The organism is Caballeronia sp. BCC1704, from assembly GCF_902833455.1.
Classification (GTDB): domain Bacteria; phylum Pseudomonadota; class Gammaproteobacteria; order Burkholderiales; family Burkholderiaceae; genus Caballeronia.
Window position 1 is genome coordinate 717,976 of the sequence record NZ_CADFFT010000002.1, and the last position, 15,312, is coordinate 733,287.

Sequence of the window (15,312 nt, forward strand, 5' to 3'; positions counted from 1 at the left end):
GGGAGGTTAACTACTTTAGATGAACGCTGCCATGTGGCAACGCCTTTTTTGCGGGCCGAGCCGCTGCGGGCGGCAAAAACTGCGGTCTCGGGGATGGAGATACATTTTCGGGAGCGCAGAAAGCCGAACGGCGAGCGGACTCAGTGCTTGCCGCTCGCCGTTTCGAAGGACAGCCGTGACCGATCCCCGCGCTCGAGCGCGGTACCAGCCGATCACTTACGACTTCGGTTTTGCTTTCGTGGTGCGCTTGCCGACGCTCATTTCCTTCGCGCTCGCGGTCTTCGCGGTGTTCGCTTTGGTGCCGGCGGTTTTCTTGCGGCTCGACATTTCCGTGTCGGCGGGATGGCTCGCTTGAGCCTTACGCGGGGATGGCATGGTGGACCTCCTTCAGTGAGTGTCGAAGCGACACACTGATAACCTTAGGACGCGTGCAGCCGCTATTCAAGCGATCACGAGTCCGAGCGCGAAAACGCTTCTGAGAGCGAAGCAATTACTTGCGCGGCGTGCGGGCGCTTCAGCCGATCAGCTTGAGCCCGGCCGGCAAGGTCTCGCCGAACACGCGGCCTTCGTCGGCGCGATCGAGCGCGACGGTCTCGCTCACCATCGCGATCCACGATTGCGCGGCGCCCTGCGTCGTGAGCCGTTCGATGACGGCGGAGCGCACGTCGTCCGCGATGTCGCGCGAGCGGTCGCCCGTCATGCGCGCGATCTGCACCGCCGCGAACGCCGCAGGCTCGACCTTCTTCCAGTCGAGCGCCAGGATCGCATTGAGCCAGCGCGCCGCGACGTCGGGCGGCACGATGCCATGCGCGCTGCCATAGAACGGCTGTCGCGCGCCGATGCGCCCGACCGCCCACCAGCTTTGCAGATTCTCCGAAGGCTTTTTCAGGCGCGTGAGCAGCCACTCGCCGACCTCGACCTTGCGCTCGACCGGCACGCGTTCGAGCGATGCCGCGAGCCGCACCATGTCCTCGTAGCCCGCGCGCGCCGCGCCCGCCGCGCGGCGATAGCGGCTCGTGCCGGGCGGCTGGAGCACGAAAGCCATGTCGTCGAGCAGACGCAGTTGCGCGGCTTCGTCGAGCCCGCCCGCCGCGCGCCGCCAGAGCGTCCACCATTCCGACCAGATCTGGTTCTCGTTGACGTACTGGATGCCCTGATCGAAGAGCGTCCACAGTTGCTCGACGCGCCATTCGTCGAGCGGATGCCCGAAGCCGGGACGCATCGCATAGCCCGCGAGGTTGAGCCATAGGCGTTCGTGGTCGGCGCTGCGCCGACGCTTCTTCGCGCGGTCCCAGAGCGCGCCGAACAATTCGCGCAGAAGCGCGATGTCCCATGTGTCGCGCGGGCCGAGCGCCTGTTCGAGCTGCGCGCGCAGCCGTTTCACTTCCTTCGGGGCGACGTCCTGCGCGCGCGTGCCGAAGGTGCGGTCGATCAGTTCGATGGCTTTCGGCAGCGCCGGATGCGTCTCGCCGACGGCGGCATCGCCCTTCGGCTCTTCGCGGCGCAGCTGGAATTCGAGCAGCCAGCGTTGCGCGGGATCGTTGGTGGCGATGCAGTGCATTTCCAGCGTGCCGACTTCCGTGAGCGATGTCGTGAGCTGCACCGGCGTCTCGCTCGGCTTGCCGGCGCTCGCGTGGCCGCGCGGATCGACGACCGTCGCGATCGGCGGCAGGCGCACGAAGTCGCCGCCTGTGGCGCTCACATCGGCTATTTCGCCTGCGCGGTACGCGGTATCCGCCACCGACGAGACGAGGTGAAAGCGCACCGGCGCGCCGAGGCGCAGCGCGAAGGTGCGATCGGCGAGATGGATGGCCTGGCCTTCTTCGGTGCCGCGCGGCAGCACGCAGACGCCGCGCGACGCGTCGCCGTCTTCGTCGAGCAGCAGAAAGTAGCTGCGCGCCGAGCCCCCGCCGATCTTCGGCGCATGGCCCGCGCGCGCGAGAGCGTAGGCGACCGCGCCGCGCGCGACGGCCACGTCGGGGTCGTCATTGGCGAGCACGTGCACCGGCTCGCCGCGCCAGTGGCCGAGCGTATCGGCGACGCGTCGCGCGAGCGGCGCCGCGCGAAAGACGCCGCCGTTCAGCAGCAGCGTGTCGGGAACGGGAAGGGCGTCATCGGCTTTCGAAGCTTCGCGCAACGCTTCGCGCGAAGGCGTCGCATGTTGCGCGAGGAACGCCGCGACGTGGCGCGTGATCGCTGGATCGCTCGCATAAGGCAGCCCGAATTCCACGATGCCGGCACGCGTGCGCCCCGGCCGCTCGTTCTCGGACACGAGCGGAAAGAAGCCCTCGACGATGATCCGTTCGATCTCTTCGCGCGTCACCTCCGCCGAGCGCGCGCCGCCGATCAGCTTCGATCCCGCGCCGAGCAGCGTGATCGACGCCGACGCCGGCGCGTTCTCGCCGAGCAACTGTTCCTTGGCGGCGCGGCACCGCTCGACGAGTTGCGACAGCCGCGCCGCCGACAGCCGCCCGTCGCCGCCCGCGAGCTGCTTCTCGACGAGATGCGCGAGCGCGAGGTCCATGTTGTCGCCGCCGAGCATCAGGTGATTGCCGACGCCGATGCGTGTGAGACGCGGCTCTTTGCCGTCGCCGGCTTCGACCTGAATGAGCGTGAGATCGGTCGTGCCGCCGCCGACGTCGCAGATCAACACGAGGCGCGTCTTCGCGAGTTCGTCGCCGAGCGTTTCGCGGTGGTGAAAGAGCCAGTCGTAGAACGCGGCCTGCGGTTCCTCGAGAAGCCGCAGCGCGTGAAGGCCGGCCATGCGCGCTGCTTCGACGGTGAGGGCGCGCGCGCCTTCATCGAAGGAAGCGGGCACCGTGAGCACGATGTCCTGCGCTTCGAGCGGCGCGTCGGGGAACTGCTGGTTCCACGCGGCGCGCACGTGCGCAAGATAGCTCGCGCTCGCGGCGACGGGCGAAACCTTCGCGACATCGTCGCTCGCGCCCCACGGCAGGATCGGCGCGACGCGATCCACCGATGCATGCGAGAGCCAGCTTTTCGCGCTCGACACGAGCCGCCCCGGCACCTGCGCGCCGAGATGGCGAGCGAGGCGGCCGACGACCGCGGGCGGCTCGGTCGCACAAGCCGGCGCCCACGGCAATTGCACGTCGCCCGGCGCGAGCTCGCCCGGCGCGGGGTGATACCGCAGCGACGGCAGCAACGGCTGCGCGGCGACTTCGCCGGGACCGACGAGCTGCTCGACGGGAAACACGCGGATATCGTTCGAGCCGGCCTCGGCATAGGCGACGACGGTATTGCTCGTCCCCAGGTCGATGCCGACGCGATACCGCGCGCCCGACGCCGCCGACGGCTTTTTCTTGCGCGCCGACACTTACAGGCCCGCGCCGTGATCCGCGCCGTGATTCGCGTTCGCGCTGCCGCGCACGTCGAACTCGACCTTCCAGCGTTCCTGCGACCCGCGCGGGACCGCTTCGAGTTCCAGCGTGCCGGCTTCCGTCACGCGCGCGTGCAGCTTGACCGGCACCACTTCGCCGGGCGTGCGGCCTTCGGACGGCAGCGATGCTTCGATCTCTTCCAGTTCCTGCAATTCGTCCGGCTGCCAGTAATCGAGCAGCGTGCCGACCTGATCCTGCCTGCGCACCGACGAGCCGAAGAAGCGGAAATGCACCGGCTCGCCGACGACGAGCCCGAACTCCTGCGCGGGCAACGCCGCGTCGGTGCCTTCCTCCATGCCGAACGGCGCGACGCACAGCGCCGACACGGGCGGCTCCAGTCCGGGCACGGCCGGCATCGCCGATTCGACCGCCACGTAATACGCCCGCGCCGTGCCGCCGCGAATGCGCACGCCCTTGCCACGCCGCACGTAGCCGTAATAGGCCGCGCCCCGTGCCACCGCGAGATCGAGGTCCGCGCCTTCGAGCAGCCGCGCGGGCGGCGCATTCTCGGCGGCGAGCCACGCGTTGAGCGTCGTCATCACGCGTTCGACCAGCAAGTGCGACTTGAACACGCCGCCGTTGAACAGCACGGCGGTGGGATGCAGGAGCGTCGCGCCGGGCGGCACGTCGCGCTCAATGCCCTCGACTTCGGCGAGCGCGTTCACTTGCCGGCCGAGGAACGCGGCCAGATGGCGCGTGACGGCCGCATCCTGCGCATACGGCAGCCCGAGTTGCGTCAGGCCGACGCGAGCGCGCGCCACCGGGCGGGCGGACGCGTCCACTTGCGGGAAGAAGCCTTCGAGCAGAATCTGCGTGAGCTCGGCGCGCGTGAGTTCGGTGCGCAGCGATCCGCCGATCAGCTTGGAGCCGCGACTCGGCACGACGAGCGGCACGTTGTCGGTATTCGGATCCGAGAGCAGCGTTTCCTTGGCCGAGCGGCACGCGTAGGTCAGCGCGCGCAACTGCCACGGATCGGGCTGCGTGCCTTGAGTGGCGAGCTTGCGAGCGACGACGTGCGCGAGCGCCAGGTCCATGTTGTCGCCGCCGAGCAGAATGTGCTCGCCGACCGCCACGCGATGCAGTTCGAGATTGCCTTCGCGCTCGACCACCGCGATCAGCGACAAGTCGGTCGTGCCGCCGCCGACATCGACGACGAGAATCACGTCGCCCACTTTCACCTGCTTGCGCCAGCCGCCGCCCGACTTCTGAATCCAGCTATAGAGCGCCGCCTGCGGTTCTTCGAGCAGCGTCATGCGCGCATAGCCCGCGGCGGCCGCTGCTTCGGCCGTGAGCTCGCGGGCGGCGGGATCGAACGAGGCAGGGATCGTCACGGTGACGTCCTGCTGATCGAACGGCGCGTCCGGATGCGCGTGGTTCCAGGCCTCGCGCAAATGCGTCAGATAGCGCACCGAGCTTTCCAGCGGCGACACGCGCTCGACTTCCTCGGGCGCGTCGGCGGGCAGGATCGCGGCGCGCCGGTCCACGCCGGGGTGGCACAGCCAGCTTTTCGCGCTCGACACGAGCCGAATGGGCGTGCCCGCGCCGCGGCTGCGCGCCAGTTCACCGACGATGAAGGGCCGCTCCTGCGTCCACGGCAGCGTGAGGTCGCCGGGCGCGAGTTCGTTCGGATGCGGCAAGTAGAGGAACGACGGCAGCAGATCGCGCTCCTCGGCGGCGCCGGGCGCGGTCAACTGGGCGATGGACAGCACGCCCTGCGCGGTCTTCTCGCCGTCGCTCGCGGACAAATCCACGTACGACAGCGCGCAATGCGTCGTGCCGAGATCGACGCCGATCGAATAGCGCGGCGTGTTTTGCTGGTCGAAGTCGCTCATAGCTCCACCTCCGCCGGGGCGACGATGCTGGCGTCATGCGTCTGCGCGAGCTTCGGCAGGCGCGTTTCCTCGACCTTCCATCCGCGATGGCTGATGCTGCCGTTGAACGGCGGCTTGCCGACGACGTTGCCCGTGAGACGCACGGCGCTTGCATCGAAGCCGTCCGGCAGCGTGATGCGGCTGCCTTCCGCTTCGCTGCGCACCGGCTTGATGGTGAAGTGCTCGCGCAGCACGGCGCGGCAGCCGTCGTGCACGAGGCGCGCGGCCGCGCCGATATCGGCGTCGCTGTAATTGGCGATGTCTTCCTCGACGAAATCGATGAAGCGGGCGTCGCGCTGGAGCAGGCCCAGCAACTGGAGCGCGGCGACCGGGCTCGCTTCCTTCAGCGGCGAGGGCGCGGGCGCGGCCGGGGCAACGGGCGCTGCGGCGGGAGCGGGCGTCTTGATGGGCGCCTCGGGTGTTTGGGGCGCTTCGCCCGCTTCGCGCAGACGCTGCACGCGGCCGGCGAACGCGCTGTTGCCGAGGATGCCGAAAAACGCGCCGAAGGCGATGGACAGCCGGCCGAAAAAGGACGGATTCATGTCGGTCATGGATGATGCTCCTGTAGGCCGCGTTCGAGGACGACCTCATCCTCGGGCGGCGCGGGTGGCCGAGTTCGGTGGCTGACCGGCCGCAAAGGGCCGGTTGCCGTGGGATGCTGCGTCGGCGCGACATGCATCGCGCGCCGGTGAGACGAGCGCAGGAAACGCCGGGGCGTTCGTGCCTCATCCCGTTATTGTCCATGAAGTTGCGGATCACGCGGGAAAACATCCTCGCGGGCGGGTTCGGGCTGGCCGCTCGTCGGGGGCGCCGCGCGTGGGGGCGGCGCTCATTCTCGGGATTTGTGGGGGTAAGTCAAGGTGGGGTGTGCGTTTGCGCGTTGGCGCGGGGGCGCATGGCTGAAGCGTCGGGCTTTCACGGTCGGGCGCCTAGTCGGGGCAAGTCCGGGGCTGGGCGCGGGTGCGAGATTGAGTTCGAGGGCAAAGTCCACGCGCAAGCTCAGGACCTAACCCGAGCCGCGAGCCCAGCCCCGAGCGGTGGCGCGGAGCCTCGGCTCGCAAGCCGCCACGCGCAGACCGCAACGCGTGAGCCAAAGCCGCAAGGCACAAGCCGATGCGGCCGCGCGAAGCGTCCACGAAGCTTATTGAGCGAAGCGCAATCGCTGGCGGGCGTGGCATTACACAAGCAGCGCGGACACGACACCATCTAAACGGCGATGCCATCACGGCACCGGCGAGTGATCATCGAGCCGAACGAGGCGGGGCGCAGCCGAAGGACGCACGCCGATCGCCCATCGGGGTCCATTCACCGATTCTTGTGGAATGCGCCATCTTCGGTGTGGTCCGCGCCGCTTCAGGCTCTCACATCAAACCCGGCGACATACGCCACCGCATCGCTGCCATCCCATACGCGGCCATCGCAGAGGGTAGCGGTCTGGCGTTCCGCAGGAATCGGCACGCCCGAAGCGTCCGCTGCCTCGACATAAAGAGCCGTCTGATTCACAGCCGCGGCCACGGCGGCGTCATCGCTCTCGCCGCCGAGCATGCCCCATCGACGGTACTGCGTGATGAACCACAAGCCTTCGGACGCGCGCGGATAGTTCACCGCGCCTTCATCGAAGAAGCGCACGGGCGCGATGCCGCGGGGCGAGCCGAGCCGTGCTTCGATCAGTTCGCGCGGCACGCTCAGCAAATCCGACGAAGCGAGCGCTCGCGCGATCTCCGCGCGGTGCTCGGGCCGGTCAACCCACGCGCACGCATCGAGCATCGTGCGCACCAGCGCGCGCGCGGTATTCGGATACAGCGCGACAAAATCGCGCCGGCAGGCGAGCACCTTTTCCGGATGATCCGGCCACATCTCGCTCGTATGGACGACCGTGCGTCCCGCGCCGCGCGCTTCGGCCACGCCGTGCCACGGCTCGCCCGCGCAGAAGCCGTCGAGCGTGCCTTCGGCGAGCGCCTCGGCCATGCGCGGCGGCGGAATCACCACGCTGCGCACGTCGCGCAGCGGATGCACGCCATTCGCCGCGAGCCAGTAGTAGAGCCACATCGCATGCGTGCCGGTCGGGAACGTCTGCGCGATGACCGGCACGCGACCGAGCGACGCCAGCGCGTCCTTCACGCTGGCTCCTTCGCGGATCGCGTCGGCAATCGGATTCGAGAGCGTGATCGCCTGTCCGTTCCGATTGAGCACCATGAGCACGGCCATGTCGGCCTGCGGCCCGCCGATGCCGAGCTGCACGCCATACACGAGCCCGTACAGCGCGTGCGCCGCGTCGAGTTCGCCCGACAGAAGTTTGTCTCGCACGACGGCCCACGACGGCTGCCGGCACAACTCGATCTCGATGCCGTGGCGCTGTCCCATCTCGCGCAGCGCGGCGGCGGCGAGCGGCGCGGCGTCGCTGAGCGCGACGAAGCCGAGCCGCAGATGGGTGCGTTCGGGCGCGTGCGTGGCAGATGAAGCGGATTTGGGCGAATTCATGACTTGATAGGGAGTACTGTCTAACCGAGCAGATCGGCCACGGAAAGAAGCTGGCGGGCGATTTCCGCGACTTTTACGCCCTGATCCATCGCGCGTTTGCGCAGCGTGGCGTAAGCGTCGTTTTCCGACATGCCGCGCCGTTCCATCAGCAGACGCTTCGCGCGGTCGATGAGCTTGCGTTGCGCGAGTTCGTTCTCGACTTGTTCCAGCCGCAGCCGCAGCCGCGCCTCGTGAGCGAAGCGCGCGAGCGCGACCTCGATGATCGGCGCGAGCCGCTCGGGCGCGAGGCCCTCCACCGAATAGGCGGTCACGCCCGCGCCGACGGCCGCGCGGATGAACTGCTGGTCCGCGTCGTTGCTGAACATCAGCACGGGGCGCGGGGCGGCCTGATTCATCACCGCGAGTTGTTCGAGCGTATCGCGCGAAGGGGAGTCCGTGTCGATGATGACGACATCCGGCTTCTGGCTCTCGACGGCCGCATGCAGCTTGGCAGGCGCGGCGACCTCGGCGAGCATCTCATAGCCCATGCGGGCGAGCTGATCGCGAAGATCGCCGATGGGCTTGTCTGTGTCGGTGACGAGTAGGACGCGAAGCATCTGTTGAGCGGAAAGCGGTGTTCGAGGTATCGGTGGATTCGACTCTAACGCACGGCGCCACGAGCGAAAACCTGGCCGAATGGCATAGGCCGCATGACGGCGTCGCTCAGGCCGCGTGAGCGAAACCGTGCTCGCGGCGCGCCGCCGAATCAACCGCAAAGCCCACCGCTTCGCCGATCGCTCCGCCCACGAAGATCACAGCCGGGCTGCCGAGTCCGGCTGCGGCGGCATCGGTGGCAAGGCGATCGAGCGTGGTCACGAGCCGCTTCTCATGCGCCGAGCCCGCGTGCTGCACCACCGCTGCCGGCGTGCTGGCGGGCAGCGCGTCGAGCAGCGTCGCCGCGATACGCGCAATGCGGCTCATGCCCATGTAGATGGCGAGCGTCATGCCGGTGGCCGCGAGCGCGCGCCAGTCCGGCTCGCCGTGATCCTGCATGTGCGCCGTCACGAACGTCACGCCCTGGCAATGGTCGCGATGCGTGAGCGACACGCCGAGACTCGCCGCCGCCGCAAAGCCCGACGACACCCCGTTCACGATGTCCACCGCAATGCCCGCGCCGCGCAGCGCGGTCAGTTCCTCGCCTGCGCGACCGAACAAGAGCGCGTCGCCGCCCTTCACGCGCACGACGTGCAGGCCCTTCTTCGCGTAACGCTGCATGAGGCGCTCGATGAACGCTTGCGGCGTGGACTTGCAGCCGCCGCGTTTTCCTACGCGAATCACGCGAGCGCGCGGCGCGAGCGTGACGATGTCCTGATTCGCGAGGTCGTCGAGCAGCAGGATGTCGGCTGCGGCGAGCACGTTGGCGGCGCGGATGGTCAAGAGATCGAGGTCGCCCGGGCCTGCGCTCAGCAGCGTGACTTTGCCTGGGTTCTTCGCGGGAGTGGTGCTCATATTCGGTCCTGTATCGCATGTTGCTGGAATCGGCGCGGCGAACGCGCAAAGCGTCCGCTCGTGTCGGGCACGAGGGACGCCGTTGTCCGTGGTTCGCAGTCGGTGCGTTCGATCCGTCAATACTCATGCGCCAACGGCGCCGTTGCCGTGGCCTTCGCTCCAATGCAATAAGCGGGCCATTTTCTCTGTGGATGCCATCGGCGACGAAGAAGCCCCGTGAACAGTGGAGATCAGCGTGCGCTAACCGGTTCGTACACCGCAGCCACGAATCCCCTTCGCACGCGATGAGTGCTGCGTCGCACCATCGCTGTGCCGGCGTGCATCCGAATGCGACGCGCGATGAATGCACGCATCGAGTGCGCGCTCGTTGCCGAGCCTTATGCAGCAAGCGAAAGCGGGCGATGCCACGCGCATGGCATAGCCCTTGCCTTTAGTCTCGCCATCGGATCAACGGCGATCCGTCCTGAACATAGCGCCCGGCTGATTGAAGCCAAGTGGGCACGGACAACGGCGTCCCCTGCATCTGGCCATCGGCCGGATGCGCGGGACGCCTTTCTTTTTTCGGAAAGACGATGGACAAAGCCACCCGGATCGATCTCTTCAGCTTGCGCACGGCGCCGATGCGCGCCTTCCATCTCACGTGGATGGCGTTCTTCGTGTGCTTCTTCGCGTGGTTCGCGTGCGCGCCGCTCATGCCGCTTATCAAGCGTGAGTACGGACTCAATGCGGACCAGATCGCCAACATCAACATCGCGGCGGTCGCGGTGACGATTCTCGTGCGGCTCGTGATCGGCCCGATGTGCGACCGCTTCGGCCCGCGCAAGGTGTATAGCGCGCTGTTGCTCGTCGGCGCGGTGCCGGTCATCGGCGCGGCGCTTTCCACGGGATACGACAGCTTCTTGTGGTGCCGGCTCGCGATCGGCGCTATCGGCGCGAGCTTCGTCATCACGCAGTACCACACGTCGGTGATGTTCGCGCCGAACGTCGTCGGCACGGCCAACGCGACGACCGCAGGCTGGGGCAACGCAGGCGCGGGCGCGGCGCAAGCCGTCGTGCCCTTGCTCGTTGCGGCGGCGATCGCATTGGGCGCAGGTGAAGCATCGGCATGGCGTATCGCGCTCATCGTGCCCGGCCTGGCGATGCCTGTGATGGCCTTCTTCTACTGGCGTTATACGCAGGACTGTCCGCAAGGCGACTTCGCGCAACTGCGTCGCGCGGGCATCGCCATCGACGGCGGCAAGAAGGGCGGCTGGCAGAGCTTTGTCACCGCCTGCGCGAACTATCGCGTATGGATGCTCTTCGTGACCTATGGCGCGAGCTTCGGCGTCGAGGTGTTCATCCACAACATCGCGGCGGTCTATTACGTCGATCACTTCGGGTTGTCGCTGGGTCAGGCGGGCATGGCAGCGGGCAGCTTCGGCTTGCTTGCGTTGTTCGCCCGCGCGCTCGGCGGCTGGCTCTCGGATAAGGCCGCCGCGCGGCGCGGTCTCGACATTCGCGCGACGCTGCTCTTCGTGCTGATCGCGGGCGAGGGCGTCGGTCTCTATGCGTTCGCGCATGCGGACAGCATCGCGCTTGCCGTCATCGCGATGATCGCGTTCGGTCTCTTCACGCACATGGCATGCGGTGCGACGTATGCGCTCGTGCCGTTCATCGACCGCAAGGCGCTCGGCGGCGTGGCCGGCGTGATCGGCGCGGGCGGCAATGCGGGCGCGGTAGCCGCGGGCTTTCTGATGAAAGGCGTCGGCAACGTGCAGCAGACGCTCTCGCTGCTCGGCGTGCTGGTCGCGGGCTCGGCGCTGTGCGCCATCGCCGTGCGCTTCTCTCCCGAACACAAGGCCCGCGAAGCCGCGCTGCGTGAAAGCGCGCTCGCAGTCAATAACGGCGTTGCTCACTGAGGAAAGGTCACTGTCATGAACATCATCGTTATCGGCCACGGCATGGTCGGCCACAAATTCCTCGAATGCCTCGCTGAAAGCGCCAATGAAGCACTGCATGTCACGGTGTTGTGCGAGGAACCGCGCGCAGCGTACGACCGCGTGCATCTGTCGGAGTTTTTCGCGGGCAAGTCGGCGGACGACCTCTCGCTCGTCGAAGCAGGCTTCTTCGAGCGTTCCGGTTACGCGCTGAAGCTGAATGCGAGAGCCGTCGCCATCGACCGCGCCGCGCGCACGGTCACGACATCGACCGGTGAAACGCTCGCCTACGACAAGCTCGTGCTGGCGACCGGATCGTATCCCTTCGTCCCGCCGGTAGAAGGTAAGGACCGCGAAGGATGTTTCGTCTATCGCACGATCGAAGACCTGCAAGCGATGCAGGCGTTCGGCGCGCGTTCGAAGACGGGCACGGTGGTGGGCGGCGGTTTGCTCGGGCTCGAAGCCGCGAAGGCGCTGCGCGACATGGGGCTGCAAACGCACGTCGTCGAATTCGCGCCGCGCCTGATGGCCGTGCAAGTGGACGAAGGCGGCGGCCGCGTGCTGCGCAGCAAGATCGAGGCGCTCGGCGTGACGGTGCATACGAACCGCAACACGCTTGCCATCGTCGACGGCGAAGGCGCGGTCAACCGCATGAACTTCGCGGACGGCGCGCATCTCGACACGGACATGATCGTGTTCTCCGCAGGCATTCGTCCGCGCGACGATATCGCGCGTTCCGCAGGCCTCGAAGTCGGCGCGCGCGGCGGCATCGTGATCGACGACGCATGCCGCACGAGCGACGAGCATATCTACGCGATCGGCGAATGCGCATCGTGGAACGGCCAGGTGTTCGGCCTCGTCGCGCCGGGCTACGACATGGCGCGCATCGTCGCGAAGCAGTTGCTGGGCGAAGAGGCGTCGTTCGTGGGCGCGGACATGAGCACGAAGCTCAAGCTGATGGGCGTGGATGTGGCGAGCATCGGCGATGCGCACGCGAAGACGCCCGGCAGCCGCTCTTATCAATTCAGCGATGAACGCAAGCAGGTCTACAAGAAGCTCGTCGTCTCCGAATGCGGCAAGTATCTGCTCGGCGGCGTGATGGTCGGCGATGCGACCGAATACGGCACGCTCTTGCAGTTGATGCTGAACAAGATGGAACTGCCCGAAGCGCCGGAATTCCTCATTCTTCCGCAAGCAGACGGCAAGGCCAAACCGGCGCTCGGCGTCGAGGCATTGCCGGACGCAGCGCAGATCTGCTCGTGCAACAACGTGAGCAAAGCCGAGATCTGCGCGGCGGTCTGCGCGGGCGCGACCAGCATCGGCGCATTGAAGAGCGCGTGCAAGGCGGGCGCATCGTGCGGCGGCTGCGTGCCGCTCGTCACGCAAGTGATGAAGTCGGAGATGAGTCGGCAGGGCCTGGCGGTGAACAATCACCTGTGCGAACACTTCGCTTATTCGCGGCAAGAGCTGTATCACATCGCGCGAGTCGAAGGACATCGCACGTTTGCGTCCCTGCTCGCGAAACACGGCAAGGGCCTTGGCTGCGATATCTGCAAACCCGTGGTCGCAAGCATTCTCGCTTCGTGCTGGAACGAATTCGTGCTCAAGAAAGAGCACGCCAGCTTGCAGGATTCGAACGACTACTACCTCGCCAACATTCAGCGCGATGGCACGTATTCCGTCGTGCCGCGCATGGCGGGCGGGGAAGTCACGCCCGATGGCCTGATCGCCGTCGGTCAGATCGCGAAGAAATACGGGCTCTACACGAAGATCACCGGCGGGCAGCGCGTGGATATGTTCGGCGCGCGCGTCGAGCAATTGCCGCTCATCTGGGAAGAACTCATTGCGGCCGGCTTCGAATCGGGACATGCGTACGGCAAGGCGCTGCGCACGGTCAAGTCGTGCGTCGGCTCGACGTGGTGCCGCTACGGAGTCGGCGATTCGGTCGGCCTCGCGGTGCAACTCGAAAATCGCTACAAGGGCTTGCGCACGCCGCACAAGATCAAGTTCGGCGTATCGGGCTGCACGCGCGAATGCGCCGAAGCGCAGGGAAAGGATATCGGCGTCATCGCGACCGAGAAAGGGTGGAACCTGTACGTCTGCGGCAACGGCGGCATGAAGCCGCGTCACGCGGAACTGCTCGCGTCCGATCTGGATCAGGCGACGCTCGTGCGTTACATCGATCGCTTCCTGATGTTCTACGTGCGCACCGCCGACCGCCTGCAGCGTACGAGCGTATGGCGCGACAACCTCGAAGGCGGTCTGGACTATCTGATCGATGTGGTCGTCAACGACAAGCTCGATATCGCCGATGAACTGGAAGCCGAGATGCAACTCGTCGTGGATACGTACGAAGACGAGTGGAAGAAGGCCGTCACCGACCCCGAAACGCGCAAGCGCTTCCGTCACTTCGTGAACAGCGACAAGGGCGATGAAACCGTGACCTTCGTGGAAGAGCGCGGCCAGATCCGGCCCGCGACGCCGGATGAACGCAAGACGAAGCGCATCGATATTCCCGTGGTTGTCGAAACCGTCTGAACTCAGGAGCACACCATGAACGACCGTATCGAACCGGACTGGACCGCCGTTTGCGAACTGGACGATATCGTGCCCGACACGGGCGTCTGCGCGCTCGTCAACGGCGCGCAGGTCGCCGTGTTTCACGTCGCGGCGGATTCGAACACGGTGTATGCCATCGATAACGTCGACCCGCACTCGCAGGCCGCCGTGCTCTCGCGCGGCATCGTCGGCAGTCTCGGCGAACGCATTGTCGTGGCGTCGCCGCTCTACAAACAGCACTTCGATCTGCGCACGGGCGAATGCCTCGAAGCGCCGGAGCGTTCGGTCAATGCGTATCGCGCGCGCGTCGCGGGCGGCAAAGTCTGGATCGCGGCATGAGAACCGAATATGCGGTTGCGGCTGCGGCAGGCGCGGCTCGCGCCGAGAGGCAAAAGCTCGTGGTGGTCGGCAACGGCATGGCCGGCATGCGCACCGTCGAAGAGTTGCTGAAGATCGCGCCCGAGCTGTACGACATCACCGTGTTCGGTGCCGAACCTCACGGCAACTACAACCGCATCATGCTTTCGCCGGTGCTCGCCGGTGAAAAGAGCATCGACGACATCGTCATCAACACGCGCGAATGGTACGACGCGAATGGCATCACGCTGCATGCGGGCGATGCGGTCGTCGAAATCGATCGTGCGCGCCGTATCGTACGCTCCGAGAAGGGACGCGAGGCCCGATACGACCGCTTGCTGATCGCGACCGGATCGACGCCGTTCGTGATTCCCGTGCCGGGGCGCGATCTTGAAGGCGTCATCGCGTTTCGAGACATTCAGGATGTCGAAACAATGCGCGAGGCCGCGCGTCATCATCGGCGTGCCGTTGTCATCGGTGGCGGACTGCTCGGACTCGAAGCGGCGAACGGGTTGCAGCGGCAGGGCATGTCCGTGACCGTCGTGCATGCGAGCGATAGCCTGATGGATCGGCAACTCGACGCGAGTGCGTCCGCGTTGCTCAAGCGTTCGCTCGAAGCAAAGGGCCTGTGCTTTGCGATGGCCGCGCAAACCACCGAGATCGTCGGCGAGGAACGCGTGCGTGCCGTGCGTTTTGCCGACGGCACGGAGATCGAGGCTGACCTCGTCGTGATGACCGCCGGCGTGCGCCCGAATATCGCGCTGGCGAAGGCTTCGGGTCTGCACTGCGATCGCGCGATCGTCGTGGACGATACGCTGCAAACGTTCGATCCGCGCGTGTATGCGGTCGGCGAATGCGTGCAGCATCGCTCGGCCACGTTCGGTCTGGTCGCGCCGATCTGGGATCAGGCGCGCGTGGCCGGCGCGCATCTCGCAGGCGCGGGGCATCGGCGTTACGTGCAGCGTGCGACCGCGACCAAGCTGAAAGTAACCGGCGTGGACCTGTATTCCGCAGGCGATCTCATCGGCGGGGAAGGCAGCGAAGATCTCGTGCTGCGCGACCCGCGCCGCGGCGTATACAAGCGACTCGTGCTGCAAGCGGGCCGCGTGATCGGCACGGTCCTGTATGGTGATGTGAAGGACGGCGGCTGGTACTTCGATCTGATTCAGAGCGGCGCGGATGTTTCGCGGTATCGCGACCGCTTGTTGTTCGGCAAGACACTTTGCGAAGGGGCTGCATGAG

At 66.7% G+C, this 15,312-nt stretch carries 11 protein-coding genes; 4 read left to right on the top strand and 7 right to left on the bottom strand.

The window, feature by feature from the left end:
• Positions 1 to 216: 216 nt before the first annotated feature.
• The 7 genes from HWX53_RS12960 to cobA form a co-directional block, all read right to left on the bottom strand.
• On the bottom strand, positions 217 to 375 hold the full coding sequence (locus HWX53_RS12960; RefSeq protein ID WP_175941360.1) for a hypothetical protein: 159 nt from the start codon (positions 373 to 375) through the stop codon (positions 217 to 219).
• Between the two features lie 139 nt (positions 376 to 514).
• On the bottom strand, positions 515 to 3,334 hold the full coding sequence (locus tag HWX53_RS12965; protein ID WP_175941362.1) for an Hsp70 family protein: 2,820 nt from the start codon (positions 3,332 to 3,334) through the stop codon (positions 515 to 517).
• Positions 3,335 to 5,230 carry an Hsp70 family protein gene (locus tag HWX53_RS12970; RefSeq protein WP_175941364.1) on the bottom strand — a complete coding sequence of 632 codons (1,896 nt, stop codon included), beginning with the start codon at positions 5,228 to 5,230 and terminating at the stop codon, positions 3,335 to 3,337.
• Positions 5,227 to 5,820, bottom strand: a complete 594-nt coding sequence (locus tag HWX53_RS12975; RefSeq protein ID WP_175941365.1) for a DUF2760 domain-containing protein — start codon at positions 5,818 to 5,820, stop codon at positions 5,227 to 5,229. The genes HWX53_RS12970 and HWX53_RS12975 overlap by 4 nt, the downstream gene beginning before the upstream one ends.
• Positions 5,821 to 6,622: 802 nt before the next feature.
• Entirely contained in the window at positions 6,623 to 7,750 is a 1,128-nt protein-coding gene (locus HWX53_RS12980; RefSeq protein WP_175941367.1) for a CmpA/NrtA family ABC transporter substrate-binding protein, read from the bottom strand.
• Between the two features lie 20 nt (positions 7,751 to 7,770).
• Complete coding sequence (locus tag HWX53_RS12985) at positions 7,771 to 8,346, bottom strand: ANTAR domain-containing protein (RefSeq protein ID WP_175941369.1); 576 nt, start codon at positions 8,344 to 8,346, stop codon at positions 7,771 to 7,773.
• A gap of 106 nt (positions 8,347 to 8,452) precedes the next feature.
• The gene (cobA, locus tag HWX53_RS12990) at positions 8,453 to 9,238 is read right to left on the bottom strand and encodes a uroporphyrinogen-III C-methyltransferase (RefSeq protein ID WP_175941371.1); all 786 of its coding nucleotides are present in this window, start codon (positions 9,236 to 9,238) and stop codon (positions 8,453 to 8,455) included.
• A 572-nt stretch (positions 9,239 to 9,810) separates the two neighbouring features.
• Here cobA and HWX53_RS12995 point away from each other — a divergent pair.
• From HWX53_RS12995 to HWX53_RS13010, 4 genes are read left to right on the top strand one after another with little or no spacing between them, the layout of a single operon-like run.
• The gene (locus tag HWX53_RS12995; protein ID WP_175941373.1) at positions 9,811 to 11,136 is read left to right on the top strand and encodes an MFS transporter; all 1,326 of its coding nucleotides are present in this window, start codon (positions 9,811 to 9,813) and stop codon (positions 11,134 to 11,136) included.
• A gap of 15 nt (positions 11,137 to 11,151) precedes the next feature.
• Complete coding sequence (gene nirB, locus HWX53_RS13000) at positions 11,152 to 13,692, top strand: nitrite reductase large subunit NirB (protein WP_175941375.1); 2,541 nt, start codon at positions 11,152 to 11,154, stop codon at positions 13,690 to 13,692.
• A gap of 15 nt (positions 13,693 to 13,707) precedes the next feature.
• Complete coding sequence (gene nirD, locus HWX53_RS13005) at positions 13,708 to 14,052, top strand: nitrite reductase small subunit NirD (RefSeq protein WP_175941377.1); 345 nt, start codon at positions 13,708 to 13,710, stop codon at positions 14,050 to 14,052.
• Entirely contained in the window at positions 14,049 to 15,311 is a 1,263-nt protein-coding gene (locus tag HWX53_RS13010) for an FAD-dependent oxidoreductase (protein WP_175941379.1), read from the top strand. Before nirD ends, HWX53_RS13010 begins: the two co-directional genes overlap by 4 nt.
• Position 15,312 lies beyond the last annotated feature (1 nt).

What these genes read in the sequence shown, in the direction of transcription:
- HWX53_RS12995 (WP_175941373.1), top strand. Translation starts at nt 9,811, where the DNA reads ATGGACAAAGCCACCCGGATCGATCTCTTCAGCTTGCGCACGGCGCCG.
- nirD (WP_175941377.1), top strand. Translation starts at nt 13,708, where the DNA reads ATGAACGACCGTATCGAACCGGACTGGACCGCCGTTTGCGAACTGGAC.
- nirB (WP_175941375.1), top strand. Translation starts at nt 11,152, where the DNA reads ATGAACATCATCGTTATCGGCCACGGCATGGTCGGCCACAAATTCCTC.
- cobA (WP_175941371.1), bottom strand. Translation starts at nt 9,238, where the DNA reads ATGAGCACCACTCCCGCGAAGAACCCAGGCAAAGTCACGCTGCTGAGC.
- HWX53_RS12975 (WP_175941365.1), bottom strand. Translation starts at nt 5,820, where the DNA reads ATGACCGACATGAATCCGTCCTTTTTCGGCCGGCTGTCCATCGCCTTC.
- HWX53_RS12970 (WP_175941364.1), bottom strand. Translation starts at nt 5,230, where the DNA reads ATGAGCGACTTCGACCAGCAAAACACGCCGCGCTATTCGATCGGCGTC.
- HWX53_RS12980 (WP_175941367.1), bottom strand. Translation starts at nt 7,750, where the DNA reads ATGAATTCGCCCAAATCCGCTTCATCTGCCACGCACGCGCCCGAACGC.
- HWX53_RS12960 (WP_175941360.1), bottom strand. Translation starts at nt 375, where the DNA reads ATGCCATCCCCGCGTAAGGCTCAAGCGAGCCATCCCGCCGACACGGAA.
- HWX53_RS12985 (WP_175941369.1), bottom strand. Translation starts at nt 8,346, where the DNA reads ATGCTTCGCGTCCTACTCGTCACCGACACAGACAAGCCCATCGGCGAT.
- HWX53_RS13010 (WP_175941379.1), top strand. Translation starts at nt 14,049, where the DNA reads ATGAGAACCGAATATGCGGTTGCGGCTGCGGCAGGCGCGGCTCGCGCC.